Origin of the sequence: Algoriphagus persicinus, assembly GCF_035156415.1 — a bacterium.
GTDB classification, from domain to species: domain Bacteria; phylum Bacteroidota; class Bacteroidia; order Cytophagales; family Cyclobacteriaceae; genus Algoriphagus; species Algoriphagus persicinus.
This window is the reverse complement of record NZ_JAYEEY010000002.1, coordinates 40,030-65,643: the sequence shown is the minus strand read 5'-3', so window position 1 is coordinate 65,643 and position 25,614 is coordinate 40,030. Positions and strand designations below refer to the sequence as shown.

21 protein-coding genes are annotated in these 25,614 nt (G+C 40.2%); 5 read left to right on the top strand and 16 right to left on the bottom strand.

The genetic code is table 11. From position 1 onward, the window contains the following. Positions 1-58: 58 nt before the first annotated feature. The 9 genes from U3A58_RS01970 to U3A58_RS01930 all read right to left on the bottom strand — a co-directional run bounded on the left by U3A58_RS01970 (position 59) and on the right by U3A58_RS01930 (position 12,575). Entirely contained in the window at positions 59-2,515 is a 2,457-nt protein-coding gene (locus U3A58_RS01970; protein WP_323821702.1) for a PIG-L family deacetylase, read from the bottom strand. An 81-nt stretch (positions 2,516-2,596) separates the two neighbouring features. Beyond that, positions 2,597-3,802: an acyloxyacyl hydrolase gene (locus tag U3A58_RS01965; RefSeq protein ID WP_323821701.1), complete on the bottom strand. Its 1,206-nt coding sequence runs from the start codon at positions 3,800-3,802 to the stop codon at positions 2,597-2,599. A 97-nt stretch (positions 3,803-3,899) separates the two neighbouring features. Beyond that, positions 3,900-5,114: a tetratricopeptide repeat protein gene (locus U3A58_RS01960; protein WP_323821700.1), complete on the bottom strand. Its 1,215-nt coding sequence runs from the start codon at positions 5,112-5,114 to the stop codon at positions 3,900-3,902. 27 nt (positions 5,115-5,141) lie between these two features. After that, the gene (gyrA, locus tag U3A58_RS01955) at positions 5,142-7,712 is read right to left on the bottom strand and encodes a DNA gyrase subunit A (RefSeq protein WP_323821699.1); all 2,571 of its coding nucleotides are present in this window, start codon (positions 7,710-7,712) and stop codon (positions 5,142-5,144) included. A 96-nt stretch (positions 7,713-7,808) separates the two neighbouring features. Further along, a complete protein-coding gene (locus U3A58_RS01950; protein WP_323821698.1) occupies positions 7,809-8,831 on the bottom strand; it encodes a hypothetical protein in 1,023 nt (340 codons plus the stop codon). A 94-nt stretch (positions 8,832-8,925) separates the two neighbouring features. Beyond that, complete coding sequence (locus U3A58_RS01945; RefSeq protein ID WP_323821697.1) at positions 8,926-9,435, bottom strand: hypothetical protein; 510 nt, start codon at positions 9,433-9,435, stop codon at positions 8,926-8,928. 113 nt (positions 9,436-9,548) lie between these two features. After that, positions 9,549-10,208: a ribulose-phosphate 3-epimerase gene (rpe, locus tag U3A58_RS01940; protein WP_323821696.1), complete on the bottom strand. Its 660-nt coding sequence runs from the start codon at positions 10,206-10,208 to the stop codon at positions 9,549-9,551. Between the two features lie 53 nt (positions 10,209-10,261). Continuing rightward, positions 10,262-11,929, bottom strand: coding sequence for a S8 family serine peptidase (locus U3A58_RS01935; RefSeq protein ID WP_323821695.1), 1,668 nt, complete (start codon positions 11,927-11,929; stop codon positions 10,262-10,264). Then, positions 11,916-12,575: a hypothetical protein gene (locus U3A58_RS01930; protein WP_323821694.1), complete on the bottom strand. Its 660-nt coding sequence runs from the start codon at positions 12,573-12,575 to the stop codon at positions 11,916-11,918. The genes U3A58_RS01935 and U3A58_RS01930 overlap by 14 nt, the downstream gene beginning before the upstream one ends. Positions 12,576-12,702: 127 nt before the next feature. Here U3A58_RS01930 and trpF point away from each other — a divergent pair, with 127 nt between their 5' ends. Continuing rightward, positions 12,703-13,323 carry a phosphoribosylanthranilate isomerase gene (gene trpF / locus U3A58_RS01925; protein ID WP_323821693.1) on the top strand — a complete coding sequence of 207 codons (621 nt, stop codon included), beginning with the start codon at positions 12,703-12,705 and terminating at the stop codon, positions 13,321-13,323. A gap of 74 nt (positions 13,324-13,397) precedes the next feature. Here the strand turns inward: trpF and U3A58_RS01920 are convergent, their stop codons facing one another. From U3A58_RS01920 to U3A58_RS01900, 5 genes are all read right to left on the bottom strand, one after another. Then, positions 13,398-14,351 (bottom strand): aldo/keto reductase, encoded by a 954-nt coding sequence (locus U3A58_RS01920; RefSeq protein WP_323821692.1) that lies wholly within the window; start codon positions 14,349-14,351, stop codon positions 13,398-13,400. Between the two features lie 57 nt (positions 14,352-14,408). Further along, on the bottom strand, positions 14,409-15,815 hold the full coding sequence (locus U3A58_RS01915) for a Rossmann-fold NAD(P)-binding domain-containing protein (protein ID WP_323821691.1): 1,407 nt from the start codon (positions 15,813-15,815) through the stop codon (positions 14,409-14,411). A gap of 54 nt (positions 15,816-15,869) precedes the next feature. After that, positions 15,870-17,243 (bottom strand): putative oxidoreductase C-terminal domain-containing protein, encoded by a 1,374-nt coding sequence (locus U3A58_RS01910; protein WP_416377274.1) that lies wholly within the window; start codon positions 17,241-17,243, stop codon positions 15,870-15,872. 9 nt (positions 17,244-17,252) lie between these two features. Beyond that, positions 17,253-18,623, bottom strand: a complete 1,371-nt coding sequence (locus U3A58_RS01905; protein WP_323821689.1) for a Gfo/Idh/MocA family protein — start codon at positions 18,621-18,623, stop codon at positions 17,253-17,255. A 104-nt stretch (positions 18,624-18,727) separates the two neighbouring features. Continuing rightward, positions 18,728-19,696, bottom strand: coding sequence for a DUF6807 domain-containing protein (locus U3A58_RS01900; protein WP_323821688.1), 969 nt, complete (start codon positions 19,694-19,696; stop codon positions 18,728-18,730). An 80-nt stretch (positions 19,697-19,776) separates the two neighbouring features. Between U3A58_RS01900 and U3A58_RS01895 the strand changes: the two genes are divergently transcribed. The 3 genes from U3A58_RS01895 to U3A58_RS01885 all read left to right on the top strand — a co-directional run bounded on the left by U3A58_RS01895 (position 19,777) and on the right by U3A58_RS01885 (position 23,221). Continuing rightward, positions 19,777-20,703, top strand: a complete 927-nt coding sequence (locus U3A58_RS01895; RefSeq protein WP_323821687.1) for a ThuA domain-containing protein — start codon at positions 19,777-19,779, stop codon at positions 20,701-20,703. A gap of 77 nt (positions 20,704-20,780) precedes the next feature. Continuing rightward, complete coding sequence (locus tag U3A58_RS01890; protein WP_323821686.1) at positions 20,781-21,968, top strand: retropepsin-like aspartic protease; 1,188 nt, start codon at positions 20,781-20,783, stop codon at positions 21,966-21,968. A 68-nt stretch (positions 21,969-22,036) separates the two neighbouring features. Further along, a complete protein-coding gene (locus U3A58_RS01885) occupies positions 22,037-23,221 on the top strand; it encodes an aspartyl protease family protein (RefSeq protein WP_323821685.1) in 1,185 nt (394 codons plus the stop codon). 31 nt (positions 23,222-23,252) lie between these two features. Here the strand turns inward: U3A58_RS01885 and U3A58_RS01880 are convergent, their stop codons facing one another. Both U3A58_RS01880 and U3A58_RS01875 read right to left on the bottom strand, forming a co-directional pair. After that, positions 23,253-23,594: a zinc ribbon domain-containing protein YjdM gene (locus U3A58_RS01880; protein WP_323821684.1), complete on the bottom strand. Its 342-nt coding sequence runs from the start codon at positions 23,592-23,594 to the stop codon at positions 23,253-23,255. Positions 23,595-23,693: 99 nt separating this feature from the next. Then, entirely contained in the window at positions 23,694-24,944 is a 1,251-nt protein-coding gene (locus U3A58_RS01875; RefSeq protein ID WP_323821683.1) for a protoporphyrinogen/coproporphyrinogen oxidase, read from the bottom strand. A 372-nt stretch (positions 24,945-25,316) separates the two neighbouring features. Between U3A58_RS01875 and U3A58_RS01870 the strand changes: the two genes are divergently transcribed. Continuing rightward, on the top strand, positions 25,317-25,595 hold the full coding sequence (locus U3A58_RS01870; RefSeq protein WP_323821682.1) for a serine hydrolase domain-containing protein: 279 nt from the start codon (positions 25,317-25,319) through the stop codon (positions 25,593-25,595). Positions 25,596-25,614 lie beyond the last annotated feature (19 nt).

The window sequence follows — 25,614 nt, the reverse complement described above, 5'->3', positions numbered from 1 at the left end:
AGAAATGCAATCAATCCTGCATACAGGTATTTCCAACGAATACGTTTCTCCTCCAAAATTATTGCTCGATCAAGTTGATGAATAATTTAGTAGCACCAGGAACTCCAGCAGGCAGCTCTCTGAAGAACGAGATTCCGGTATAAATGTATGTCCCTTTACCATATTTCGCATAAATTAATGAGCCGTTCAGCGGGTCTTCATTCGGGTCCTGGAAAGTGAGCGGAGTGGAATATTCCGGAGCTATATCAGACTCAAAATATAAACCTCTTTCCTGAATCCAACCATCAAAATCGGCTGTAGTTATCCTATTTGGTCCTGCCAAAATCGGATGATCCCAATCGGCCGTAAACGGGGAATCTTCCACTGTCACACGGTCTCTACTTATAGCAAAAGGATAGGGCCCTAGATTGTCAATAAGTAGTGGTCGGCTCACATTGTACTGCATCACCACAGTACCTCCGTTTTCTACATACGCCATTACGTTTTGTTGGTTGGCGGCAAGATCTGAATTGGTATTGTATGCCCTGATTCCCACCACGATGCTTTTGTATTGAGACAGGTTTGCTAAAGAATAATCGGTGATTTCGGTGACTTGATAACCTAAGGATGAAAGAACCGCTGGCACATCGTCCCCTGCACCCATGATATACCCGATTTTAGCCCCAGACACTTTCCAGACTTCCTGGATCAAATTCATGGCCACCGGGGAAAAATATGTCAAATTCGGAATATGCTTGTAGGATATTCTATGGGTTACTTGGTCAAATCTTTTTCCATCTTCAGTGGTAAACTGAGCCACCACTTCTCTCTTTTCGTTTTTATCCAGATGGAAAGAAACCCGGTATATTCTTTTTCTTTGAATTAAATTATTTTCTACTCCCTCTATTTCAAATTCAGCCTTTTTAAGATTTTTAAACGACAATTCTCCTTCTTTCACTTCACCTTTGAAATTGACTGTAACCCGTACAATCGGATTCACGCCTGGTATCAAAAACACATTTTGATCCGATACTTCAAGGTCGATTTCCGGAACAATTGTAAAGGGCTGCTTTACTTCACCATCCACCTGATCGTTGTATTTATATTGTAAGGGAAGGAAGGATTTGATTTCCTGCCCATTGATTTTAAAGGTCAAGTCACCTCCCACTTTCATATCATTGAATGGCTTACCGATCATTTGCTGATCTCGTACATCGTAGATCGCATCCACAACTGGATTTGCTAGCCAGTAGGGTTGTGACAGAGGAGCATTTTTAGGAACCTGAAAATCCACTGGGATTTGGACTGGCTCATTATTAACAACTACCTTTTTATCTGGGGTATAGTATCTGTCATAAAGCTTCAATGAAATGTCTGTAAGCAAAACAGCGGAGGGGTTATTGACCACTAGGTATGCTTTGATCTCTTGCCCTGCATAGCCTAGCTCTTGATTAGTCACAAGCTCCATTTTCAATCCTAATAGTGCAAAAATCAGCTCATCCAACTTCTGGGCTTTTTCAGTAAGCCAAGAAGCTTTTGAGTCAAGCGCCATAAGTTTAACCCGAATCTGCATCAACGACTTTAGGTTGATTACAGGATCTTGAAAGTTGAATTTTTCGATGGCACTTTGAATCATAGACTCTAATTCCTGACCACCATCTACCTCCGTCCAGCGATCAGGTATTCCCTCGAAAGCTGAATTTTCAAAAGGCTCTCCTTTGATAAATTGCAAATGATCGACAGCAGCACCTACTCTTGGCGTAGCACCGAAACCCTGAGATTTGTGCATGGTACGGCTATTTGCTGCTATTTGACTGTAGGTTTTTCCAAGCAAGCTATTGTACTCTCCTACTGGAAAGACTGCATATTTCTCATTTTCTTTTGGTTTAAATTCACCTCCGAAATTGTAAGAGTTCCAAAAGATTCTTCTAGGCTGCCAGGTTTCTACGTAGTTCAGTTGTTCTGGAAATGCTGTTGCGTCAGCAGCCAAGTCAAATGCTTCTTGAGCCAAAATTGCTGAGGTCGTATGATGCCCATGATTACCTCCAGGTATGGTATTGAATCGCGTAATGATTATATCTGGCTTGAAATTTCTAACCACCCACACCACATCAGAAAGCACCTTTTGTTTATCCCAATTTTGCAGGGTTTCATCAGGATTCTTTGAATAGCCAAAATCTATTGCTCGGGTAAAAAACTGCCTTCCGCCATCTATCTCACGGGCGCGAAGTAATTCCTGAGTTCGGATCTGACCCAATTCAATCCCGAGTTCTTTTCCGAGTAAATTCTGCCCCCCATCACCTCGTGTGAGACTCAGATAAGCAACCTGCGCATGTTCACCATTGCCTAAGGCGGCAATTAGTTGCGTATTTTCATCGTCTGGGTGGGCAGCAATATAGAGGACTCTTTTGGTCTCCTTGAGCTGAAGTAGCCGGTGGTAAATCTCTGAGGAAGGAAGTGATTGTGAGACACAGATCAAACTGTTCAGCGTAAGGTAAAGAAATGCTAAACATCTGAGCAAAATAAGCTTGGTCATAACTGGGGGAATTTATCTCTACAAGCTAGAACAAGCACAATGGAAATAAAAACATTTTTTGATTAATGGATGGAGAACTGCTTAGCGACTGGCATTTATTCTCACTTTGCCAGGAATGGTGTATCCTACAGTAAACTCAAAAAAATCAGCTTTTGCCAGGTGAGCTTTGATCTGCACTCCTGCAAACAGCTTATTATTAATCCTGTAGCGAACACCTATTCGCTCATAGAACCTAGTGATTTCCTGATTATAATCCGCTTTACTCAAGTACATTCCGATAGCTATGGGCATAAACACCTTCTCCGTTAATTTCCATTCCCATGAGCCCACCACAGCAAATGAGTTGATATCTGTAAAGGTTATACTTTGGTCAGGATAACGCTTGGTTGCCCCGGCACCATAAAACCAATCCAGCCCTATCCCTGCTCGGTATTTATAAGAAAGTTCCCAAAGATAATTTACACCTAACCCTCCTCTAAAAAAGGCTTTGTCCCCTATCTCATAGCTTTTCAGTCCGGTATATGCTGCTATATTCCAAAAGCCTCTTTTCTCTAAGGGCGGAAAAAAAGGTTTAATGTCAGGATTGAATTCTTCTTGATCTAGATTGATTCGCAGGCCAATAGCAACAGGAATAATATTGATCCCTGAATTGGGCTTTTTGATCGATCCATTGGAATAATGCTTGGTGCCTACAGAAGTGAATACAGCCATTGAATTAGAAATTTGATAGGTAGCTTTTAAGCCAAAATGGATATGAGCATTGACCGCCGTACCTACGAAACCATTAATCGCATTTGTTTCTGAGTCATAGGGGTTCATATTGAATCCCACACCAATCTGAGTATAGTAACTGAACTTGAATTTCCTGTCAAAATCATTCTTGCCAATTGGAAATTCTCCAAACGCGTAAATCCCCATTGGCCGTCCAATTTCTTCGTAATAATTAACCGCAGAAGTAAAGCCTAATCCATAGCTAGGATACCTATTGACGTAATTGTAGTAGGTATTCTTGCTACTTCTCCAGCCAAACCTAACATCCACACCAGAATAGGCGATTTTATTAATTAGTTCATTCGCCCAATCGTTGTTGTTGCTAATGATGGGGCCTTTATCGTAAGAAACTTCAATGAATTTTTTCGATTGCGCCTCTACTTGATAAGGCAATAAGTTAAAACAGACATAAGCTAAAATCAGCACTAGCTTCAATCGCATCATTCCTGGGGGTTTCTGGAGGGAAAGATAGAAATATTGTAAAAACCAGCCAACCAATAGGGAAACTCTATTCATTTTGTCAGTTCACTAATTACTTTATGACAGATAAGCTAAAGTCACAAAAAAGCCTCTGAATTCAAATTCAGAGGCTTTCAATCCGATCTATCAGGTATTAAAATTCTTTTTCCTGCCAGTTAGGCCCTTCCAATTCGATCAGTCTTTTATTGTATTTTTCAGTTTCAGCAGTGTTTTTCAAGCGAGCATGAACTCGAAATAAGATCGCCATTAGATTCGTGTTTTCAGGTCTGATCTCCAATGCTTTCTCAAAATAAGGTACGGCTTCTGCGTAGTGAAGATTTGCCTGCTTACCCATTGATTCTGATTTGGCTTCCCATTCTTCATCAGAAAGCGAATTTAATTCAGCAAGAATTTCCCTTGATTTTTCCAATAAAAGAGCCCCGGTGTAATAGTTGCCATCATAGAATTCAGAATCTGCTACCACAGACTTTTTGTAATCTTCCAGAGCACCTTGTATATCGCCTGCTTGCTCCTTTAGGTAGCCTGATCTCAATAGAATCCCGGCATTATTCGGGTCATTTTTCAATGCTTCCTGGATAGATGCCATTGCTTCATCCATTTTATTCAGTTGAAGTAACAATTGAATCTCATACTCAGCAAGTATTTTATCATCCGGATAGTCCTCTCTACCTTGCATGATTATATCGTATGCTGCTTCAGGATTTTGATCCTCGCCACTTAGGATCTGGACCATTAAGTAGTAAACAGTCAACTTATTGTATTCCTCTACATCAAGTAAATATCCATAATGCTTTTTCGCATCTTCGAAATTACCTAATTCTTGTGCTATGAAACCAGCATTGTAATGAGCTGTAGTATCTGTAAGGTCTATTTCTCCTGCCAAATTAAAGAACTCGTACGCCATTTCTTGGTCCTCCGCATTGTATCTTTCAAGTGCTTTGTCGTAGGAAAAGTTTTTAAGGGTGAAAATAGAATATGGTCTTAGATTATCAGGGACGCCTGGCAAATCTTCGGTATAAACCTCTTCTCCTACGCCATCTTGCTTATTGCTACCGGCCATTTCAAAAGCCTTGTTGTAGGTAGCTAATGCAGCATATCCTGTTTCCACAGTAGCAGCTGTATTAGAAGAGTCTGAACCAAACAACTTGGTTTCAATTTGGGCTTTCAAAAGATAGGTGGCTGGATCACTTCCTGTGTCTGGATCAGTGCTCGCAGCTACTATATCAGCCATCGCTGCAGGTAAGTCTCCAGACTTGAAGTTCCTCTCTGCAGAGCGAACTACTTTTTTTTGTCCAAAAGCCAAGGTCGTTGCACCGATCAAGGCCATTGATAGAATTAGCTTCTTCATTTTAGCGTATTTTTCGTGTTTGGTTGGTTATTCGTTAATTTCATTTGACTCATCTGAAGAATCCTCAGCTTCGTCAGTTTTGGATTCATCAGTAGTTATTTCAGGATTTTCACCCGTATCAAGTGTTGCATCTTCCAATGCTTCCACTTCTTCTTTTGATATTTTCTCGACGGAGGAAATCTCGTCATGATCCCCGATTTTAATCAATCTTACTCCTTGAGTAGCTCTTCCCATGATACGAAGCCCATCCACAGAAATACGAATGGTGATTCCTGACCTGTTGATGATCATCAAATCGTCTGTTTCTACTACTTCTTTGATGGCGACCAGCGGACCTGTTTTCTCAGTCACGCTCATTGCTTTTACTCCTTTGCCTCCACGATTGGTGATTCTGTATTCGTCGAGTTTAGAGCGCTTCCCGTAACCTTTTTCGGAAACTACCAGCAACGTTGCATTCTCCTCGGATGCACATACCATGCCAATCACATAATCCTTATCATCATTTAACCTGATAGCTCGCACCCCTGTAGCAGTTCGCCCCATTGGCCTTACTGCTGTTTCATTGAAGTGAATAGCTCTGCCGGATTTAGCCGCTATCACTATATGCTGACTGCCATTTGTCATTTCCACATTGACCAATTGGTCATCCTCCCGGATGTTCAAGGCGATGATACCATTGGTTCTTGGACGGCTATACTGTTCTAGTGTAGTCTTTTTGATAACGCCTTGCTTGGTCACCATCACCAAGAAATGATTGTTCAGATAATCCTGATCATTCAAATCTGCCACCTGAATAATAGAACGGATTCTATCATCCTGTTCAATGCTAATTAAGTTCTGAATCGGTCTTCCTTTAGAAGTCTTGGATCCTTCTGGAATAGCATAGGTTTTCAACCAAAATAACTTCCCTTTATCTGTAAATATCAACAGGTAATTATGGGTGGACGCAGTAAACAAATATTCTGTGAAATCATCCTGCTTGGTACTCACACCGCGCGACCCTATTCCACCTCTACCTTGTGTCCTATATTCTGTAAGCGCAGTACGCTTAACATATCCTTCATGAGATACGGTGATAATCACCTCCTCATTTGGAATCATATCTTCATAGCTGAAATCTTCCGCATTATGCTCGATCTCAGTTCTTCGGTCATCAGCATAGCGAGTTCTCATTTCTGAAAGCTCTTCTTTGATGATTTCCATTCTTTTCTCTTCGTTGCCGAGTATTTCTTTGAGCTCTTCGATCAAGGCCATGATCTCTTGATATTCATTGATAATTTTGTCTCGCTCCATTCCAGTCAATCGCTGCAACCTCATGTCGAGGATGGCTCTTGCCTGAATTTCACTTAATTCAAACCGCTCCATCAAACCATTTCTAGCGGTCTCCGGATCAGCAGAACTTCTAATCAAAGAAATCACTTCATCTAAATGATCCAATGCGATCAAATAACCTTGGAGGATATGCGCTCTCTTTTCTGCTTCTCTTAATTCATACTCCGTTCTTCGAATCACTACTTCATGGCGGTGATTGACATAGTGAACGATCATATCCTTCAGATTCAGCGTCTGTGGTCTGCCTTTGACAAGTGCCACATTATTTACAGAGAATGAAGTCTGTAGCTGAGTATGCTTATACAGGTTATTTAAGACTACGCTGGATATAGCGTCACGCTTCAATTCATATACAATCCGCATTCCTGAGCGATCAGACTCATCGCGAATGGCAGAGATACCATCGATTTTCTTTTCATTGATCAACGCGGCGGTTTTCTCTACCATATTGGCCTTGTTCACCATATATGGAATCTCGGTGATGATAATCATCTCCTTGCTACCCCCATCTTTGATTTCCACGTTGGCTTTACCGCGCATCACCACTCTACCTCTACCGGTTTCAAAGGCAGCTTTCACTCCATTATAACCATAGATGATACCGCCAGTTGGGAAATCAGGAGCTATGATGTGCTCCATCAATTCGGCAATAGTGATTTCGTTATTGTCAATGTATGCAACAATACCGTCAATAACTTCACCCAGATTGTGCGGTGCCATATTTGTAGCCATACCTACCGCAATTCCTGAAGCTCCATTCAATAGAAGTGCTGGTACTTTGGCGGGCAATACGATCGGCTCCTTGAGGGAATCATCGAAGTTGAATTGGAAATCCACAGTCTCCTTATTGATATCCACCAAAAGCTCCTCTGCGATACGCTTCAGTCTAGCTTCGGTATATCGCATCGCTGCAGGATTATCTCCATCGACAGAACCAAAGTTACCCTGACCATCCACCAAAGGATATCTCAAAGACCAAGGCTGCGCCATACGAACCATCGTTTCGTACACGGCAGAATCACCGTGTGGGTGATACTTACCAAGTACTTCACCGACAATTCTGGCAGATTTCTTATGTGATTTGTTATGTAATACTCCCAGTTCCTGCATTCCAAAAAGGATTCTGCGGTGAACTGGCTTCAGTCCGTCACGGACATCAGGAAGTGCTCTGGAAACAATAACCGACATCGAATAATCGATGTAGGCACCACGCATTTCCTCTTCAATATTAATGGGTATGATGTTCTCGTTTTCTCCTTGAGCCATATAATGCTATTCACGGGGTCGATTAAGGCTGCAAGATAGTAAAAACAGACTGGTTTTGAAAAGAGATTACAAAGACCAAAGAGGATAATCAAGACTTTAGTACCACTGCCCGACTTTCCTGTCTTGAAAATTGAAAATCCCGCTTCCTCTGTACTCAATTCCATTGTGCATATGCTTCATCACGACTCCGCAACCGACGATTTTGCATCGCTTGGTTCCTGGAAATCGAACCGCAAAACCCACTTGCATTGCATAAACTTTTTGATCCAAATCCTGAACCTCCGAAAAATCCGATGCTGCATAGGTGAATTTACGGAAATCCGCTCCTCCTTTGACAAACATCTTGGTGTACTCAGAGAAGTCACGCTCTATTCTCAGACCTAAGCCGTAATAATTCTTATCTGACACTGCTAGTCTCGGTACATAAGCATCTGGTCCATCGTCTAATGCTGCATCATAAGCATTCTTCAGTGTCAGTTTTCCAAATTCTGCTTCAAACACAAATCTCCATGGATAATTCTGTCTTGCTCTCTGCTTAAGTTCCGACATCATGTAAAGATTGGAAGAAGAGTAATTTCTATACCTCCAATTGAGAAAGGCACGTCTTCTATTGGCATCATAAAGCACGAGTCCCACAGTACCGTAGAGTTTGTTCACCTGGTAAGTGGCACCTTCAAAATCAAACTGATAATCTCCGCCTTGCATCGGAGCTAGGTTCCCCCATTCCTGACCAAAACCTCCACCAATAGTCAAAAGATTGAAAAGGTTAATTCTCATTCCACCGTTCCAGTTTGGAAATACCCAATCTCCACCTGTCATATCAAGCGGATTTTCTTCAGAAATATCCAAAGGATCCCCTTCTAAATTTTGATAGCGAGAAAAAGGGTAAAGAGCTGGTGTTTCTGAATAAAAGCTAGTACCAAATTGCTGATAGGCACCACCTCCAGAAAGCTCTACACTGAACATTTCCAATACGTTCCTAGCAACATTGCCTAGGCCAGACTCACTTTTAGGGCTTTTGGCTTTCTGGGATATCCCAAAAATATCGTCATCCTGTGCAAACACAGCTGTGAGAACAAAACACAGAATAATGGAAAGGGGTAGCTTTTTGAAATTCATACTTATATAAACGAAGGCTTGAAACTCTTGGTGTGAAATTAAAAAAAAATGCCCCCCAATTGGGAGGCATTTTCATAATAACTTGAATTAAATCCTAATTTCCGTCTGTAGGCTCAGGAACATCTTCTTTCTCAGCTTCTTGCTTAGCTTTCATTTCAGCAATCATACTGTCTAGTTTCTCTTTTACAGCTGGATCTTCTTTAGTAGCTGCCAATACTTTATTGTAAGTACCCGCTCCTAATATCTCCTCATCCATGATCAAACCCGTTTTATATTCTTTCAAAACTCCCTGTAGAGAGCCTTGAAATTCCTTTACTTCTTCGAAGGCAGCTATTTCTTCCTCTGTCACTTTGGCTTCTGTCATTTTAGCCTCATCTCCCCATGCAGCCTTGATTTCATTATATCTTCCACCACCTTGAAAAATCTCATTTTCCAAGATCATAGCCTTCAATTCTTCCGTTTTTGCATTTACGTAATTATCAAATGTCACCTCTACATTAGCATATTTAGCCAAGTCTTCATCTGTGACTTTCTCCTCATCTTGTGCGTAAGCAGCAAGCCCTAGGAACGCGAATAACGATCCGAAAAGCAATACTTTTTTCATATTCTATCTGATTTTAATTTCTGTATAATCTCCAATAAAGAACCCTAAAGCCAATAAATCAAGAAATAACTGCCCATTTTAAGGTATTTTATGATAAATGGTAAGGTAATAGGTTAAACCATCCTAATGGATTTTAGTTCATGGATCGTATGAATAGGATCTGCGGAATTGAACACAAAACTACCCGCTACGAATACATCCGCACCTGCAGCCAACAGTTTTGGGGCATTTTCAAGATTCACTCCCCCATCAATTTCAATTTTTGTTTTGGCTCCCTTAGCAAGAATCAAATCCTTCAATCGAGACACCTTGGAATAGGTGTTTTCTATAAACTTCTGCCCTCCAAATCCTGGATTCACAGACATCACACACACCATATCTATATCCTGTATTACATCCGACAACAGTTCTACAGGTGTATGAGGATTGATCGCGACACCTGCTGTGGCTCCAAGATTGTGAATAGCCTGCAAGGTTCGGTGCAAATGAGTACATGCCTCGTAATGAACTGAGATCACCTCTGCTCCTGCATTTCTAAAAGCATCCAAGTAATTATCAGGATTCACTATCATCAAGTGTACGTCCAGGGGCTTTTTTGCGTATCGCTGTATAGCCTCAGTCACCGGAATGCCAAAGGAAATATTCGGAACAAATACGCCGTCCATTATATCCACGTGAATATAATCTGCAGCTGAGGAGTTGAGCGTTTCTACTTCTCTTTGGAGATTTGCAAAATCAGCTGATAGTATGGAAGGTGCTATTAATGGAGACATGTGCGTTTTTTAAATATTGTGAAAAGCTAAACTAATAATCAGCCAGCTAATCCTTACTGCCTTATTAATTTGCTTTGCTTGATCAATGCTTGGTCTTGCATTTGAATCAGATAATAGCCGGGCTTTATTCCCTGCAAAAGAATTCGGAAAGGATCTTTGACTGTGGCTCTTTTGAGTGTTGCCATTTCCAATAATCGCCCACTGAAGTCAATAAGTGAAAATTCTGCACTCAGGCTATTTCCAAAGTAAATATTCAATTCATCGCCAAGAATAGGGTTAGGGTAAACTTTCCAAGCAAATACTTCAGTATTATCTTCTACGGCTAGTATTTCTCCATAAAATGCGTCAAAGAAATTAGGAACACCATAGCCTAATAGATTATCAGGTTCATCAGCTTGAGATCCACTATTCAGAAGGCTTTCTATTAATTTATCTTTTGTCCATTCCGGTTTGGCTTCCCAGAGTCCCGCCGCTAAAGCCGCTATCTGTGGGGCGGAAAATGAAGTACCATTAGCATAACCTACCTCTCCATTGGATCGAATCAAGGCTGTCCCCTCGCCAAATGCTGCTAAATCTGGCTTTAGTCTACCATCTCCAGTTGGACCACGTGAACTAAAGCCAGAAACAGTCAATTCTCTAGTGACAGATCCTATAGCAAGGATACCTTGAGCATCGGCAGGTGAAGTAAGAGTTGATGCGGCTGGACCATAATTGCCGGCACTGTTAACTACTAGAATCCCCTTACTGGCGGCAATACTTGCTCCTCGGGCAATAATGGTGGTTTCCCCATCCAAATCCGCTACGGTATAGTTCATGGTAGGGTCGTCAAAATCCCAATATCCAACAGAACTGCTAATGATGTCTGTGCCTAGGCTGTCTGCATATTCGGCTGCACGAACCCAGTTATATTCTTCTACCCAGTATTCAGTAGCGATTTCTTCGGTCATTGCAAGGATATAGGCTGCATCAGGGGCACCTGCGACCATTTTTCCTGGCTCATTAGAAGCGATCAGTGAAAGTACATTTGTGCCATGTTGATTGTCTGAATATACATTTTGATTCCAAGGCCTTACAAAATCTCTTGTACCGATGATCTGTCCATTGCTTTGTAGATGAGCCAAAGAACTGGCTACATCGGCTCCGGGAAAGCCAGCATCGAAAACTGCGATGGTCACACCTTTTCCGGTATAGCCTTCTTCATGCATTTTATCTAGGCCGAGTAAGGAATTCTGGAAATCGTACGTTTCTTCATTTGTGGCTAAAACACGACTGTTGTCACTAGTGGGAGAGCGTAGCTTATTAGTTACAGAAACATAGGCCCTTTTACCAAATCTGGAATTTGGATTTGGAATAAAGCCTCTACCAACGAGCACTACACGCTCTACAAAAGGCAAAGCTTCTAATTCTTTGACACGAGTCTCGTCAGATACCAGTAAGCTAGCATTAAACCATTTGCTGGAATACAATATATAATCCGACTTCTCATTAACCTCATCCACATATTTCTGTGAAACAGGAAAGTCTAAACTATCAGGTGACACACCTTCTCTGATTCTACGATCCAGTGCTTTTTGACTTAAAAATTCAGTCGGTTGCTCAAGCGATAAACTTTCTTGAGGCTTATATTTATAAAACACAGCATAGCGATCCTGTGCTGATACATTAGCGGAGAAAGCTAGTAGGCCAATAAGTAGGCAAGCCAGCACCTTAATCCTTCCCATAGTCTGTCAACTTCATGTGAACCTTAAAACCAGAATCAATCAGCATATCACCAAGGCAATCATTTCTTGAACAATAAGTCAAAACTTCATCGTACTTTTCAACCATTCCTACTTCCTTTTCATACACTTCATAACGAATATCTCTAAAAGTCACCTCATCGTCACTTTCCTCCTGATTGACACGAATGGAATTCCCGGAATAGGTTAACTCAAAATCATCTTCCAATTCAGCTCTGTATGCATTTCCATCCCAAATCTGCCCATCTCTAGGAGGGAAAACCAAGATCACTAATGCTTGATTTCCAATAGTTCTTACAAGGGACTGCTTGCGCTGTATAAGTGTATATTCTAAGATGGTGTTCCAGGCTGTCTGATCTGAGGATTTGGTACGCTGCACGATAAAAACCTGCTCGCCTTCCGCATTTGTATAAAAACTCCTGATACGGTCTTTGTAATAAAATAGCCCCTGCTCAGCATCATTTTCTCCAAAATAGGTGGTTTGATCTACTTCGTAGATCCAAAATAACCCGATTTCCAAAGGCTGAAAAGTGTAAGCAAGATCAACTTGCCCTTCTTCTATTTCTCGATCACAAGAAGAAAAAAGCGTAAGCGCTAAAATCAAAATAAAGGGCAGCCGTCTAATCATATTACCTTGCAATGACTAAAACTACAAGTATTTTCTCAATTATCAGGTAAGGATAAGCTGATACTGTTTCGAAATACTTTTTTCTAGCCGATCATCCTGTTTAACTTAGCAGATTCATAATTTGATCATGTCTTTAAGCACTTTTGTAAAAATAAGCGGTATCACCAATCTCTCTGATGCCAGGTATTGCGCCGGAATGTATGTGGATTTGTTAGGTTTCTCCCTCGAAAAAGAATCTGAAAAATTCATCAGTCCTACTCAATTCAATGAAATCACCGGATGGCTTTCAGGTCTTGAATTTGTGGGTGAATTCTCCTCCTATAACTCACTTGAGATCCTAGAAACACTGCCCGAATATCCTGCCGTAAAATGGATAGAACATGATAGAATTGAAACACTTACCGAACTAGAAGGAAAGGGCTACGGACTGATGTATAAAATGGATTTAGCTGAAGTTCGGCACATTGAAATACCAGTAGCTGAAAAGCTAAATGAGTCTAGAATCATTTTTCATATCACCTCATCACACGAGGAACTGGATGAAGACGACATAAACGCCATCAAACTGATAAGTGAGAATTGTAGGGTTATCTTGGGAGTAGGAATTACAGCCGACAACGTTCACGAGCTAACCGAAGAGCTAAACCTATATGGTATCTCTCTCACTGGAGGTAAGGAAATCAAACCTGGTCTCAAAGACTTCGAAGAACTAGCGGATATTCTAGAAGCTCTGGAATTAGAAGATTAATTGGCTCTAGTGTATATACAAAAAGGCTATTGGGATCGACCCGATAGCTTTTTTGATTGGATTTTATATGAAAATCAGAATTGGTCAAATAAATCTGATGGTTCATAAGGACTATTTTCTCCTGTGAATAAGGAGCCATCTACAAACCTGTGACTGATCCCTATATCTCTGAGCTCCATCAAATCATGAGCATCAAGATTGATTTTAGTGGAAGCTAAGTTCTCAGAAATTCTACCTCGATTTACCGATTTAGGGATTACGGCTATATCTCTGGCAATTGACCAGGCGATCAGGATTTGTCCGGCTGACACATTGTGTTTATTAGCAATCTCTAGGATAATCGGATCAATGAGGAGCTTTGGATCACCGCTGTGTTTTTCAGCTCTCGAGTCGGGAGAGCCTAAGGGTGAATAGGCTGTCATGAGCATACCATTCTCTTTGCAAAAATCCACCAACTTTTCCTGAGGCAAATAAGGCTGCATTTCCACTTGATTCATTTCGGGTTTTTGACCGCCTACTTCGAACAGCTCATTTAACTTATTCTGGTTGAAATTAGATACCCCTATATGCCTAGCAAGTTTCATTTCTTTTAATTCTTGCATTGCTTTCCAAGTTTCCCCAATAGACACTTCCTCATAGGTATAGAAGTCCTCTCTATCTTTCGGAAATCCCACTTCAGCCTTAAAAGCAATTGGCCAATGCATCAAATAAAGATCCACGTAATCCAATTTCAAATCAACAAGTGATTTTTTCAATGCCGGAAGAACCTGCTCTTTCTTATGTGAATTGTTCCAAAGCTTGGAAGTCACAAATAGTTCTTCACGTGATACCATTCCTTCAGCAATCGCTTTGGCAATCCCTTCTCCTACTTCATTTTCATTCTGATAAACTGCCGCACAGTCTATGTGTCTATAGCCCGCCTCTATGGCCCAAAAAACAGCCTGAGAAACTTCTCCTGGCTTACTTTTCCAAGTCCCTAATCCAACAATTGGCAGTTTATCCCCGTTTTTGAAGCTTATGTTTTTCATCTTTTTAAAAATTTAGATTTTCGGTATGCAATACGTTAAAAGTAAATATCCTTTGCCTTAATTCAGTCGATTCTTTAAATATTTCTTAAATCTGTTCATTACCCACAGGTGAATTCTAGCTTGGGTATTTACGTAGATAAGCCATGGCAATCTCGGCACAAACTCATGAATGGCAGAAATGATATATCTATTCTCCAATACGCCCCGAAACTCCAACCAGCCATGATCAAATCTCTTAACGAGCCAACCACCCGAGATGTAAAATAACTGCCGGTTTTCCTCACTTCGGTCTGGTATCATCGTCAATTGTAGCATTGGTTTTTTGCTCCAAAGCATATAAAAAACAATTTCGCCACTGTCTAGCATTTCTCCATTAATCCAAAACTTAAAAAAAGTAGGAAGCCAGATATTGTAACGCTGAGCCACCCAACTCGCAGAATGACCATTAGGGTTTTCCATACGTTGTATACTCCTAACCGTATTCTTCACCTTATCTAAGAGATAAAAACTAGGCAACTGCGGAACTATAGTTGAATCCAGAGCTTCCCTAACTGATTCCTCATAAGAAAGGTAGTCCATGTGCTTTTCTGAAAACTTCAATTCATCAGAAACTGTCAAGGTATGTTTTAGACTCTCTACCAAGGGAGAAACCAATTGAGGTGGTGATTCGCCAAAAAAACCAACCCAAAGCTTGGATAGACCAAGAGAAAAAACCGGAACTGAAAAAACCAATCGCTTTTTCCCCAAAGCCTTGGCAGTCAATTCTAGCATATTTCGATAAGAGATCACTTCAGGATTTCCTATTTCTATCACCTTCCCATAGACCTTTTCATTAACAACGCAGGTATCAATAATATTCAAGGTATCCCGTAAAGAAATAGGCTGGGTTAAAGATTCAGTCCATTTTGGACACATCAGCACTGGCAGATTTTTCACCAAATTCTTGATCATGTCAAAAGACGAGCCTCCAGGCCCAACAATGATCGAGGCGCGAATGGCAGTAAGTTTTGCTGATCTTGCTCCTAAGGATTGCTCCACTTCTAGACGACTTTTAAGATGTCTGGATAAAGTTTTGCCAGTTTCCTTTGGAAGTAATCCTCCCAAATATATGATCTGCTTTACTTTATTTAAATGTGCAGCCCGGCTAAAATTATCGGCTAACAGCAAGTCGGTATCTTCGAAACTCCCTTGATTCAAACGGGTGGAGGCATTCATGGAATGCACTAAATAAATGGCAGTATCTACCCCTTTTAATACTTCAACCGTGCTGGAAATGGAATACAGTTCTACCTGTTTCCAAGTCACTTCCGGATAGGGATTATCCTTCACCTTCTTCCTACTTAGCGCTATGATATTGTATTTGTGCCTGAAATGATAAATAAACCACCTTCCCACATAGCCACCTGCTCCAGCAATGGCTACTGTAGGTTTGGACACAGAAATAGGCTGATCAGTTAATTCCATAAGTAAGAGATTAACTAACCAACCTATTAATTGGTGATCCTGTTCAACATTCCATTACTTTTCTTCCGCTTTTACCAAAGCCTCTGTAGTAGTAAAGTATTTTACAATCATATTGGGAACTTCCCATAAGGGTATATTGCCTTGGGATAAATACTCCAGATACTTTTCTGTGACCTGGGCAAAGTGAGCTTCGTGGCCATTATGATATGTATCAGGAATAAGGACTTTATACTTTCCATCGCTGATTTTCTCTAAATCCAAGCCAGGAAAACGTCCTTGTAAATCCGTTTTGATCTGAGAAACTAAAGTTTCATCCTGACCATCCAGAAGTTCTACATATAGCGTTGCTACATAATTCTCAGCCTCACCTTGCTGGATAATCAGGTTAGCTTTGGTGCCACGCATCATGCTGTAATGGGTATCTGCAGCCCCTTCTGGCGCCTGATAATTCCAGATTACACTTACTTTAGAATGCACCCCTTTCAGAGTATAATTCATTTCCCCGTTGCTATTCACGCTCAACTTATTGTTTGAAACGTTTTTCATTAGGAAATCAGGAAACTCAGCTTGACCAGTAACCAGCTTGAACTGATCCAAATCCAAGTCAGTAGACCAAAGCCTGGCCGTCTGCATCTGCACATCTGCTGTATCTAGCGTAACACCTGGAAAAGCTTCCCACTGGATCAAATCAACCAAGTGAGTAGTCACATCCACAATACCTGTGCCTTCAATATCGGTATCAAAAAACCAGTCCGGTCTAATCAAAGGATTACCGGAAACGTACTTGAAGAAATGATGTACCGACTCCTTGGTAATAGCAGGATTTTCCAGCGTTCCTTTCTCCAGTTCACCGAAAACAGCGGGAACCATAGAAAGCTCTTTTTGCAAAATCGTACTGATCTCAAAACGCTCCGTCATGATATCATAGAGTAAGAGATCCTTTTGCCCAGCTTCTTCAAAAGCCTTAATAAGTTTTTGAAACCCAACTTTATCGATCACCAAAGGCTTATCTGCATACACGTTTATTCCGTTTGAAATAGCGGTGGTGATGTAATCTATCTTGCGATCATTTTTTCCGGCAACCATCATGACATTGCCGGGCTTGGTAGAAATCATTTTCTCCAAGTAATCATCCCCTATACTTACCTGCAAATTCCAGGTAGTAGGATCATCATCTCGATTGTTGTAGCCAGAGAGACGGTTCATATAGTCTTTCAGTTCGGCTCCTTCCGGAGCAAAAACATAGACAGTAGAATCCACCTGAGGATACATGGATTTGTGAATCAGGCCTGCGTGAAAATGCCCGGGATCCAGGGACATTATCGTAATCTCTGACTTGGATTCAGGTGCTTGACTCACACGTTCTTTATTTTCGCAGGAAAGTAATAATCCCGCCGCAATAGCTACTAGAGCAGTATTTTTCAAAATATTAGTTTATTAAACTTTCACATAATTAGTACCATAAGGGGCTCGCTGTGGTCTTTCCAACATGGAGTTAGCTTCTGGGTCGTTAATAAATTGCTCTGCTTTGGCATCCCACTCTAGCTTTCTTCCAAGCTTCATAGAAATGTGCGTCAAAAGACAAACTGAGCAAGAACGATGACCGATTTCTACCGGAGAAAGTAATTCATTATTTCCTTGAATAGCTCCCAGCCAATTGCCATGATGCTCATCACTTTTGATCAATTGTATTTCATCAGGACCTATTACAGATTGCAAGATTTTAGGATCCGATGCATCCAATGCCTTAGCACTATTGCCTTGGGCTACCGGATCAGAAGTAGAAGCTACATAGCTGCCTCTAGATACCCAAATCCATCCTTCTGTACCTTCATAGCGTATGCCATTCGGATAGCCACCACCTGTGTACATCATGACACCATTGTCATATTCAGCTTTTGCGTAGAAGTCGCCATGTACATTCCAAAGTCCTGACTGAGGAAACTCAGCCACTGCTTGTATATATCTAGGACCTGTCAACTCAGTATCCATTCCCCAAGCGGCAGAATCATAGTGATGCTGGCCCCAGCCTGTAATCATACCTGCACCATACTGTTCTAACCTCAACCATCCCGGTCGGCCATAACCTTGCTGTGGATGCACGCCTATTTCTGTATAAGGAACTTCAGGAGTAGATCCCAACCACATGTCATAATTCAAGCTGGAAGGAACTGGCATCGCTGGAGCATCTGGACCAGCGGGATCTCCTGGGAGACCTACTTTCACGGTGTGAAGCTTACCGATTCTACCATTTCTCACTAGTTCGGCAGCAATTCTAAATTGCTCACTGGATCTCTGCTGCGTACCAAGCTGAAGTACTGTTCCTGCTTTTTTCACTGCATCAACTAACTGTCTCCCCTCGCGAATTGTCAATGAAGTTGGCTTTTGCACATATACGTGCTTGCCAGCCAAAGAGGCTTCCATCGCGGGCTGAGAGTGCCAGTGATCAGGAGTACTTATTACTATAGCATCAATGTCTTTATTCTGAAGCATATCCTTATAGTCAGCGTATTGGGTTACGTCTAGATATGCTTTACCCATTTTCTTAGTGTAGTATTCCTCAACTAGTTTTTTACCATCAGCCATGCGATTGCTATCCAAATCTGAGACTGCAATTACTCGAGCTATATCATGGCGCATTACACCAGGCAAATCATGATCACGAGCAATTCTACCACAGCCGATTTGACCTATATTGATTTTATTACTTGGGGCATTTTTCCCAAAAACTGAAGCTGGCACAATCGTTGGAAATCCGATTGCAGCACTGGCAAGGGCGCTATTTTTAATAAATTCTCTTCTTTTCATATTCATAAGGGTTATTTAGCAGTGGGTTTATAAAATCCAATTAGGTGATTAATTTATCAATGTTCCAATTAAACCAATTGATATTGAAAACTGATACTAATTGCTTATTTCACAAAAGCCTTCCAATATGCGTCCGCTTCATCAGCAGTCATCTCACCATCGAAGACAATCATTCTGTATTTAAGCGTATATCTTTGGTTGGGCTGGAGCTCCCAAGAATCATGTCTGATCGGTGTGAATTCAATAAATACATTACCGATTCCATTGTAGTTGTTCTCTGGCCATACGCGTAGGGGCTCAGGATGTGACTTATTTGTATTATGACTTAAGAATAAGATACCACTTTCACCAGACACATCATCAGTTTCTCCCTGCACTATGATCCATCGGGCATTTGAACCATCGGCAGTTTTTCTTGCATCGCCTTCTGAAGTCAGAATAGTACTATTGTCTGAACCCCATTTCTCAGTAGCGCGAAAACCTATTCCGCCACCGTAACGGTAGTCGTCCAACAAGATCCCTCCTGGGATTTTTGTCTCAATCGTTGTGGTGTAGTCAACCATATATCGGCCTTTATCCGCAGGTTTTACTTTGATGCGTAGATCTTCTTCAATTGCAATTCGCTCAGATTGGGGAGCTTTTAAATCGAGATGATTTTGACGAACGTTAAGTTCGGCTGCACCGCCAGCTTCCTTTTTAGAAAGAACGTGTGAAAAATCCACTCGACCTTTTTGATCACCCAGATTCCAAAAGTCAACCTCTCTCCCACTGATGGTTGCGCGGGTCCAAGGACCCCATATTCCATAATGATGATAATGATCTTTTGGTTGAATTCTAGTTAGAATTTGGCCTGATGGGGATCTTAGCGGATGAATAAATCCAGATTTTGCGAAATCTTTTTTGATGCCTTCCGGTACGTCTTCCACAACCGTTTGGTATGTCAAAACAGGCTGATTATCAATTACGAAATCAATTCCGCTGGCGGTCTCTTTTAACGCTACTTTTTGCCCATATACCAGCACCACAAAACACAAGTAAATGACTGGCACACAGAAAATTCTTTTGAATATCATATAAAATTCAGGTTATTGGGATCGGATTCTAAAGATATAGAATTCTAAATTATCGAATATCCCATTCATCCAATTACCTCATGAACAAGATTATTATCTACGGAATCGTTTTCCTAGTCAGTGTCAATTTTGCCCTTGCGCAAAACCCAAAAGAGATTCCCTTGGATCAAGCTTGGAAAGATAAGATTACCGAATTGGCACCAGAAAAGACTAATTTCCCATTCAAGAAAAAAAAGAAAATCCTCGTATTTTCATTGCACACTGGCTTTTGGCATTGGGTAAATCCACATACTCAAGCGATGATTAACATTCTTGCTGATAAAAGTGGCGCATTTGATGTGACTACCAGTACTGACATCGCGATGATGGAGAAGAATAATCTCAAGGAATTTGATGCTGTGGTATTCAACAATACCAACGCCAAGGGTGACTATAGAAGTCTCTTCGTAGATGTTTTCAGGGAGGACACTTCCATGGATAGTGCCGCTGTATGGGCAAAGGCAGAGAAACTGGAAAACAATATTATTCAGTATGTGAAAAAAGGAGGAGGAATTCTCATAGTGCATGGAGGAAATACCATGCTGAATAACTCTATGGAATTCTCTAAACTGACCGGCGGTAGCTTTGACTACCATACCAAGCAGCAGGCATTTCAGGTAAGATTGGTGGATCCAAAGCACCCTTTGGTACAGTCACTTCCTGCTGAGGGATATAATCACGTGGACGAGCCTTACTTCTTCAAGAATGCTTATGATGAATTGGATTTTCATCCATTGACTTACTTTAACAATGCTGAAATCGAAGGTCAGAGAAAAGGTCAGGAGAAGACTTCAGGTAAAACTTATGTGTCCTGGATCCGAAAAGACGGCAAAGGAAGAGCGATGTATATTTCCACTTCACACAATGCGCAAAGCTTCGAGAACTCGGCAATTCTTGCCTACTTCCTGGATGCACTTCAGTATGTAGCAGGTGATGTGAAAGTAGATGAGACACCAATTGGTAAGTAATTAGCATTCAGCTAATAATAAGCTGTGAGAAGTTCAATCAATCGTAACTTTTCACTGCTTTTTTAAATTATATTTTTATGAATAAAATACTTTTTGTAGCTATTATTTTACTGGCAGTTGGTGCATTTTTTTACAGTAAATATGTAAAAAATGTACCTGTGGTAATTCCATTTGAGGTGATCAGAAATTCTATACTTTTTAAAGTAGAAATCGAAGGTGAAACATACACTTTTCTGTTCGACACAGGAGCTGGAACTGTAATTTCTTCAAAGCTTAAAGAAAAATTGAATATTAAAGCAACCGGTAGCAATTACGGGTTCGATTTTTACGGAAACAGTTCAATTGTATCTAAGACAACATTATCAGAACTAAAATTAGCTTCTCTAGCTAATCAAAATCTGGAAGTTTCTATAATTACTCTTCCTGAAAACTTTATTTCCTGCGGAATAGAACTCGATGGTGTTTTAGGTCTGGAATTCTTTAAAGGAAAAGTAGTCAAAATTGATTTAGCAAATAACGAGTTAACAGTAGCAAGTGATATTTCTTATTTAAAGGAAGATTTTGGAAGACCATTAGAAATAACTTTTTTCAGTGGGAACAAACGGCCCTATATCCCGATCACCTATTCTGATTCAAGTGAAACAGTTATTGCCCTTTTCGATACTGGAGCAATAAATGACCTTTTGAGAATGGGAAAAAATTCATTTTTAAAAATGATCGAAGACAGTACTATTAGCAATAAGTCAATAAGAGACACATTAACAATCAATTATGGGTATGGAGCATTTGGAAAGCAAAGAGACACCATAAATTATAGATTCCACTTACCTGAATTAACTTTATCAAACACAAAGTTCAAAAACTTGATTGTGGAAACGTATGATTCTCCTAATAAAAAGTCAATTATTGGCCCAAAAATTCTAGCCAAAGCAGTGGTAGTTCTTGATTTGGTAAAGGATGATTTTTATATCAAACCCTACGAAAAATCAGTTTTGGATTACAGCTATCGTTTGGATTTCCAGTTCCAAAATTATAAAGTAGTGCAGCTCGCTGACTCATCGAATGCGTACCAAGCAGGTGTAAGACTAGGTCATGTTTTGAAATCGGCGAATAATTTGAAACTGGACTCTTTGTCAGAATGTGACCAGCTAAAAATCGATTGGCATGAATTCTATTTACAAAAAAACATCCAATTTGTGTTCGAATCAGAGGAAGGAGAAGTTGTATATGATTACACAGCTGCGGATTCTACTAACGTGGAATGAAAAAAAATTCAGCTAATTTAAAGCCGTGATATGAGTACCATAAATTTACTTCCTGATTTTTCTAATCTATGCTAAAAAGACTTTTTGTAGCTAATGTTTTACTATTCGTTAGTGCGTTTTTTTATAGTAAATATGTGAGGAATGTACCTGTAGTTGTTCCATTTGAGGTTGTGAGAAATGCCATATTCCTCCCGGTAGAAATCAATGGGGAAGTCTTTACTTTTCAATTTGATACTGGAGCTACTACTGTCATTTCACCTAATGCAGCAAAAAGGCTAGGATTAGACTCAACCGGCTGGCACCATGGTATGGATTATTATGGCAATACCGATTCTGTGACACATACCATTATTCCAGAAATAACTGTTGGAGACATTAAAGTCAGGAATCTTAAAACATCTATAATAACTCCTGGTAATATGTATGAGATCTGTAATGTTCATCTAGATGGATATTTAGGTCTTGAATTTTTTGATAAAAAAGTTATTGAAATCGATCTTAAAAATAAAGGATTGACCATTGCTAAATCATTGAATTCTTTAGAAAATGACTATCCCGATTTTGTCGAAATAAAATACCATGATCAACAAAAAACTCCTTTGATTCCAATATATCACGTCGGTACCAAAGCTGCAGAATTGGTACAGTTTGACACTGGATCTGGAAATAGATTTTTCAATATGAGTAAAAAGACATTTGAGAAAATGATTGATGACAATGTGCTATCTCCAGATGTTATCATTGACACAATCCACTCTTTCACAGCAAGAGGATTGTTTGGTTCACAGCAGGACAGGCAGAATTATTCTTTTGAGGCTGAGGGATTACGCGTAGGAGAAACTATATTTTCAAATGTGACAGTTAATACGTTTGAAACTGATTTTGTATCAAATTTAGGTGCCGGACTTCTCGAAAAAGCTGTTGTGGTAATCGACTTAGTCAAAGACAGATTTTATATTAAGCCGTATGAAAATGTAAACCTTGATTTCAAAAGAAAATTGGATTTTCAAACCATTAATCATGAAGTCTCATTTATAAAGCCTAATTCTGCTGCATACTTAGCTGGAATTAGAGAAGGTGATATTTTGAAATCCATAAATAACTTGCACTTGGATTCTATCGCCTTTTGTGATCAGCTAAATATGGATTGGTCGGAAATATATCAGCAAAAAAATATCCAGTTTGTTTTTAGCTCCAAAGACGGAGAAATTGTCTATGATTATACAGCTCCGGAACCTGGTTTCGAGCAATAGTTTGAAATCAACTATCCAAACTATTAAATACCTAAGCTTTCTTCACAAACTCGCTTTTCAGCGCCATTGATCCGAAACTATCGATCTTACAGTCAATGTTGTGATCTCCTTCCACCAGACGAATACTCTTTACTTTCGTCCCTGCCTTTATTGGTTTGGGAGCTCCTTTCACTTGCAAATCCTTTATGATTGTCACAGCATCACCATCGGCCAACACAGTTCCATTGGCATCTTTGACCACTAATCCTTCGGCTACTTCTTCCATAACTTCCCCTATTTTCCATTCAAAACTGCATTCCGGACAGATTAATTTATCGTCCAATTCATAGCCAAACGGTGAATTACAGGCAGGGCAAAGAGGTGTATTTTCCATGGCGCAAAGTTAGGGAAATACGGCAAGATGGAGAATATGACTTTTATCAATTCCACTGAGAAACAAGACTTGAAAATTGAACTATCTGGCCAAAAAACCTCAATACATGGGCTGATAGCTATGCACGACTGCTTCAGCTGCTGTTCTACCAGAGGTCATAGCAGCATTGATTGAGCCATTTAGCAAGTAATCTCCCGCCAAGAACACATGATCGGCGATCTTACATTCAGTAAATGGGATACTGTTTTTCACATCTTCTACTGTTGGGATCGCATAGCTGATGTAATAGGATTTTACAAATTTGAAGTACTCTGCATTGATACGTGATATTGACTCCAATTCACTTTGTACAGTCTTAATCAACTCCTTCTCTTTTAGGTCAGTATCTAGGATTGAAACGCATAGTAACGCTCTTCCATTTTGAGAATAAGCTGAAGACACATCAGTCATAAAGACCAGGTTGTTTATCAGGTGATTTTCTCCCGGTATCAAACCCAGCATGGCTCTGCTCATAAACGATTTGTGAAGGGAAAAATATAGAGTAATCACTGATCTGGATGGCGCAAATTGTCCCTGCAACTGCTTCATGAACTTATCTGGCTGAGTCGCTATAATGATACGGTCAGCTTGTAAAGTCTCCCCATTATCTAAAACAATCTCCTTTCCCTGTACTTCAGCTACCCTAGTATTGAATAGAAATAGTGTTTTTCTCAATTTTCCTCTAAGCATATTCGGAACCTCGATCATGCCTTTCTCTGGTATAGCTCCCATTCCTTGGGAAAACATTTTAAAGACAAACTCAAACATTCTTGAAGAGGTATTCAGGTCTTTTTCCAAAAATATTCCCCGGAAAAACGGCTTGAAAAAATTAGAGATAATTCGATCTGAAAATCCATACTCATTCAAATACATGTGCGTGGGAATGGACGGCTCATTGAAGATGTCTTCGATCGATTTATTCCTTAGCATTTGAGTCAGGTTGAACATTTTGACCTTATCCAAAAAACTCCCTACATGGGAAAATGCCATACTCACTACTTTAAGCGGATTACGAAGAGGATCAGCGATAATAAAGGTATCCTTGGCTCCAAATATCACTGCCCCCGGTTCTAAATATTTAAGATTCAATGCACCCAAATCCAGGTATTTTTTTACTTCAGGATAAGCTGTCAATAACACCTGAAAGCCATGATCCATCAAGAAACCATCCACTTCATCAGTTTTAATTCTGCCTCCTATCCCATTGCTGGATTCCAATATCACCGGAGAAAACCCGGATTTTTCAAGTTCCAAAGCAGCTACTAAACCTGCCACACCAGCACCGATAATATATATATTTTGATCTTTCATGTCATGTATTGAGAATCTATATTCAAAAGCCTACAAGAATGAATTTTGACAGCGCTTAAAAAGCTAACCCATTCTTGAATGCATTGTTTGGGTTTTTCCCAAACTGACGAAGACAAATACTAGCGAGATATATTTCATTATCACAGTATCAGGACTTTGCCACCGACTTAGTCGTGTAAATAAATTGAGATTTGTGAGAATAACAGAAAATCCATTTTCATCATATAGCTTACTTTTAATAATCAATTTAATCCTTGGCAACTAAATCAATTTTTTTCACTAAAATCAAACTATGAAATCGGGCATGTCAAAGGTGACACACAAAGGGTATGATTATTATCGGTCAGCGGCAGTTCACACTGGGGAGGAGGAATGATGCTTTCTGCTTATGATCAGGCGAGATTCGGCTACCTGACGATGAATAGTGGCAAGTGGAACGGCGAACAACTTATCCCTACTTCCTGGATAGAAAAATCCAAAACCTCTACCCCTGTCAATCCGGGTTATGGCTTTATGAATTACTTCTTGAACTATGATCAAAAAGATATCCCAGCTGCACCTAAAACAGCCTTCTCCCATACCGGAGCTGGAACTAATATGATCTATGTGGATCAGGAAAATGAGGTGGTGAGGTTGGAGAGTATGAAGTAATACATAAAAAGATCAAAAT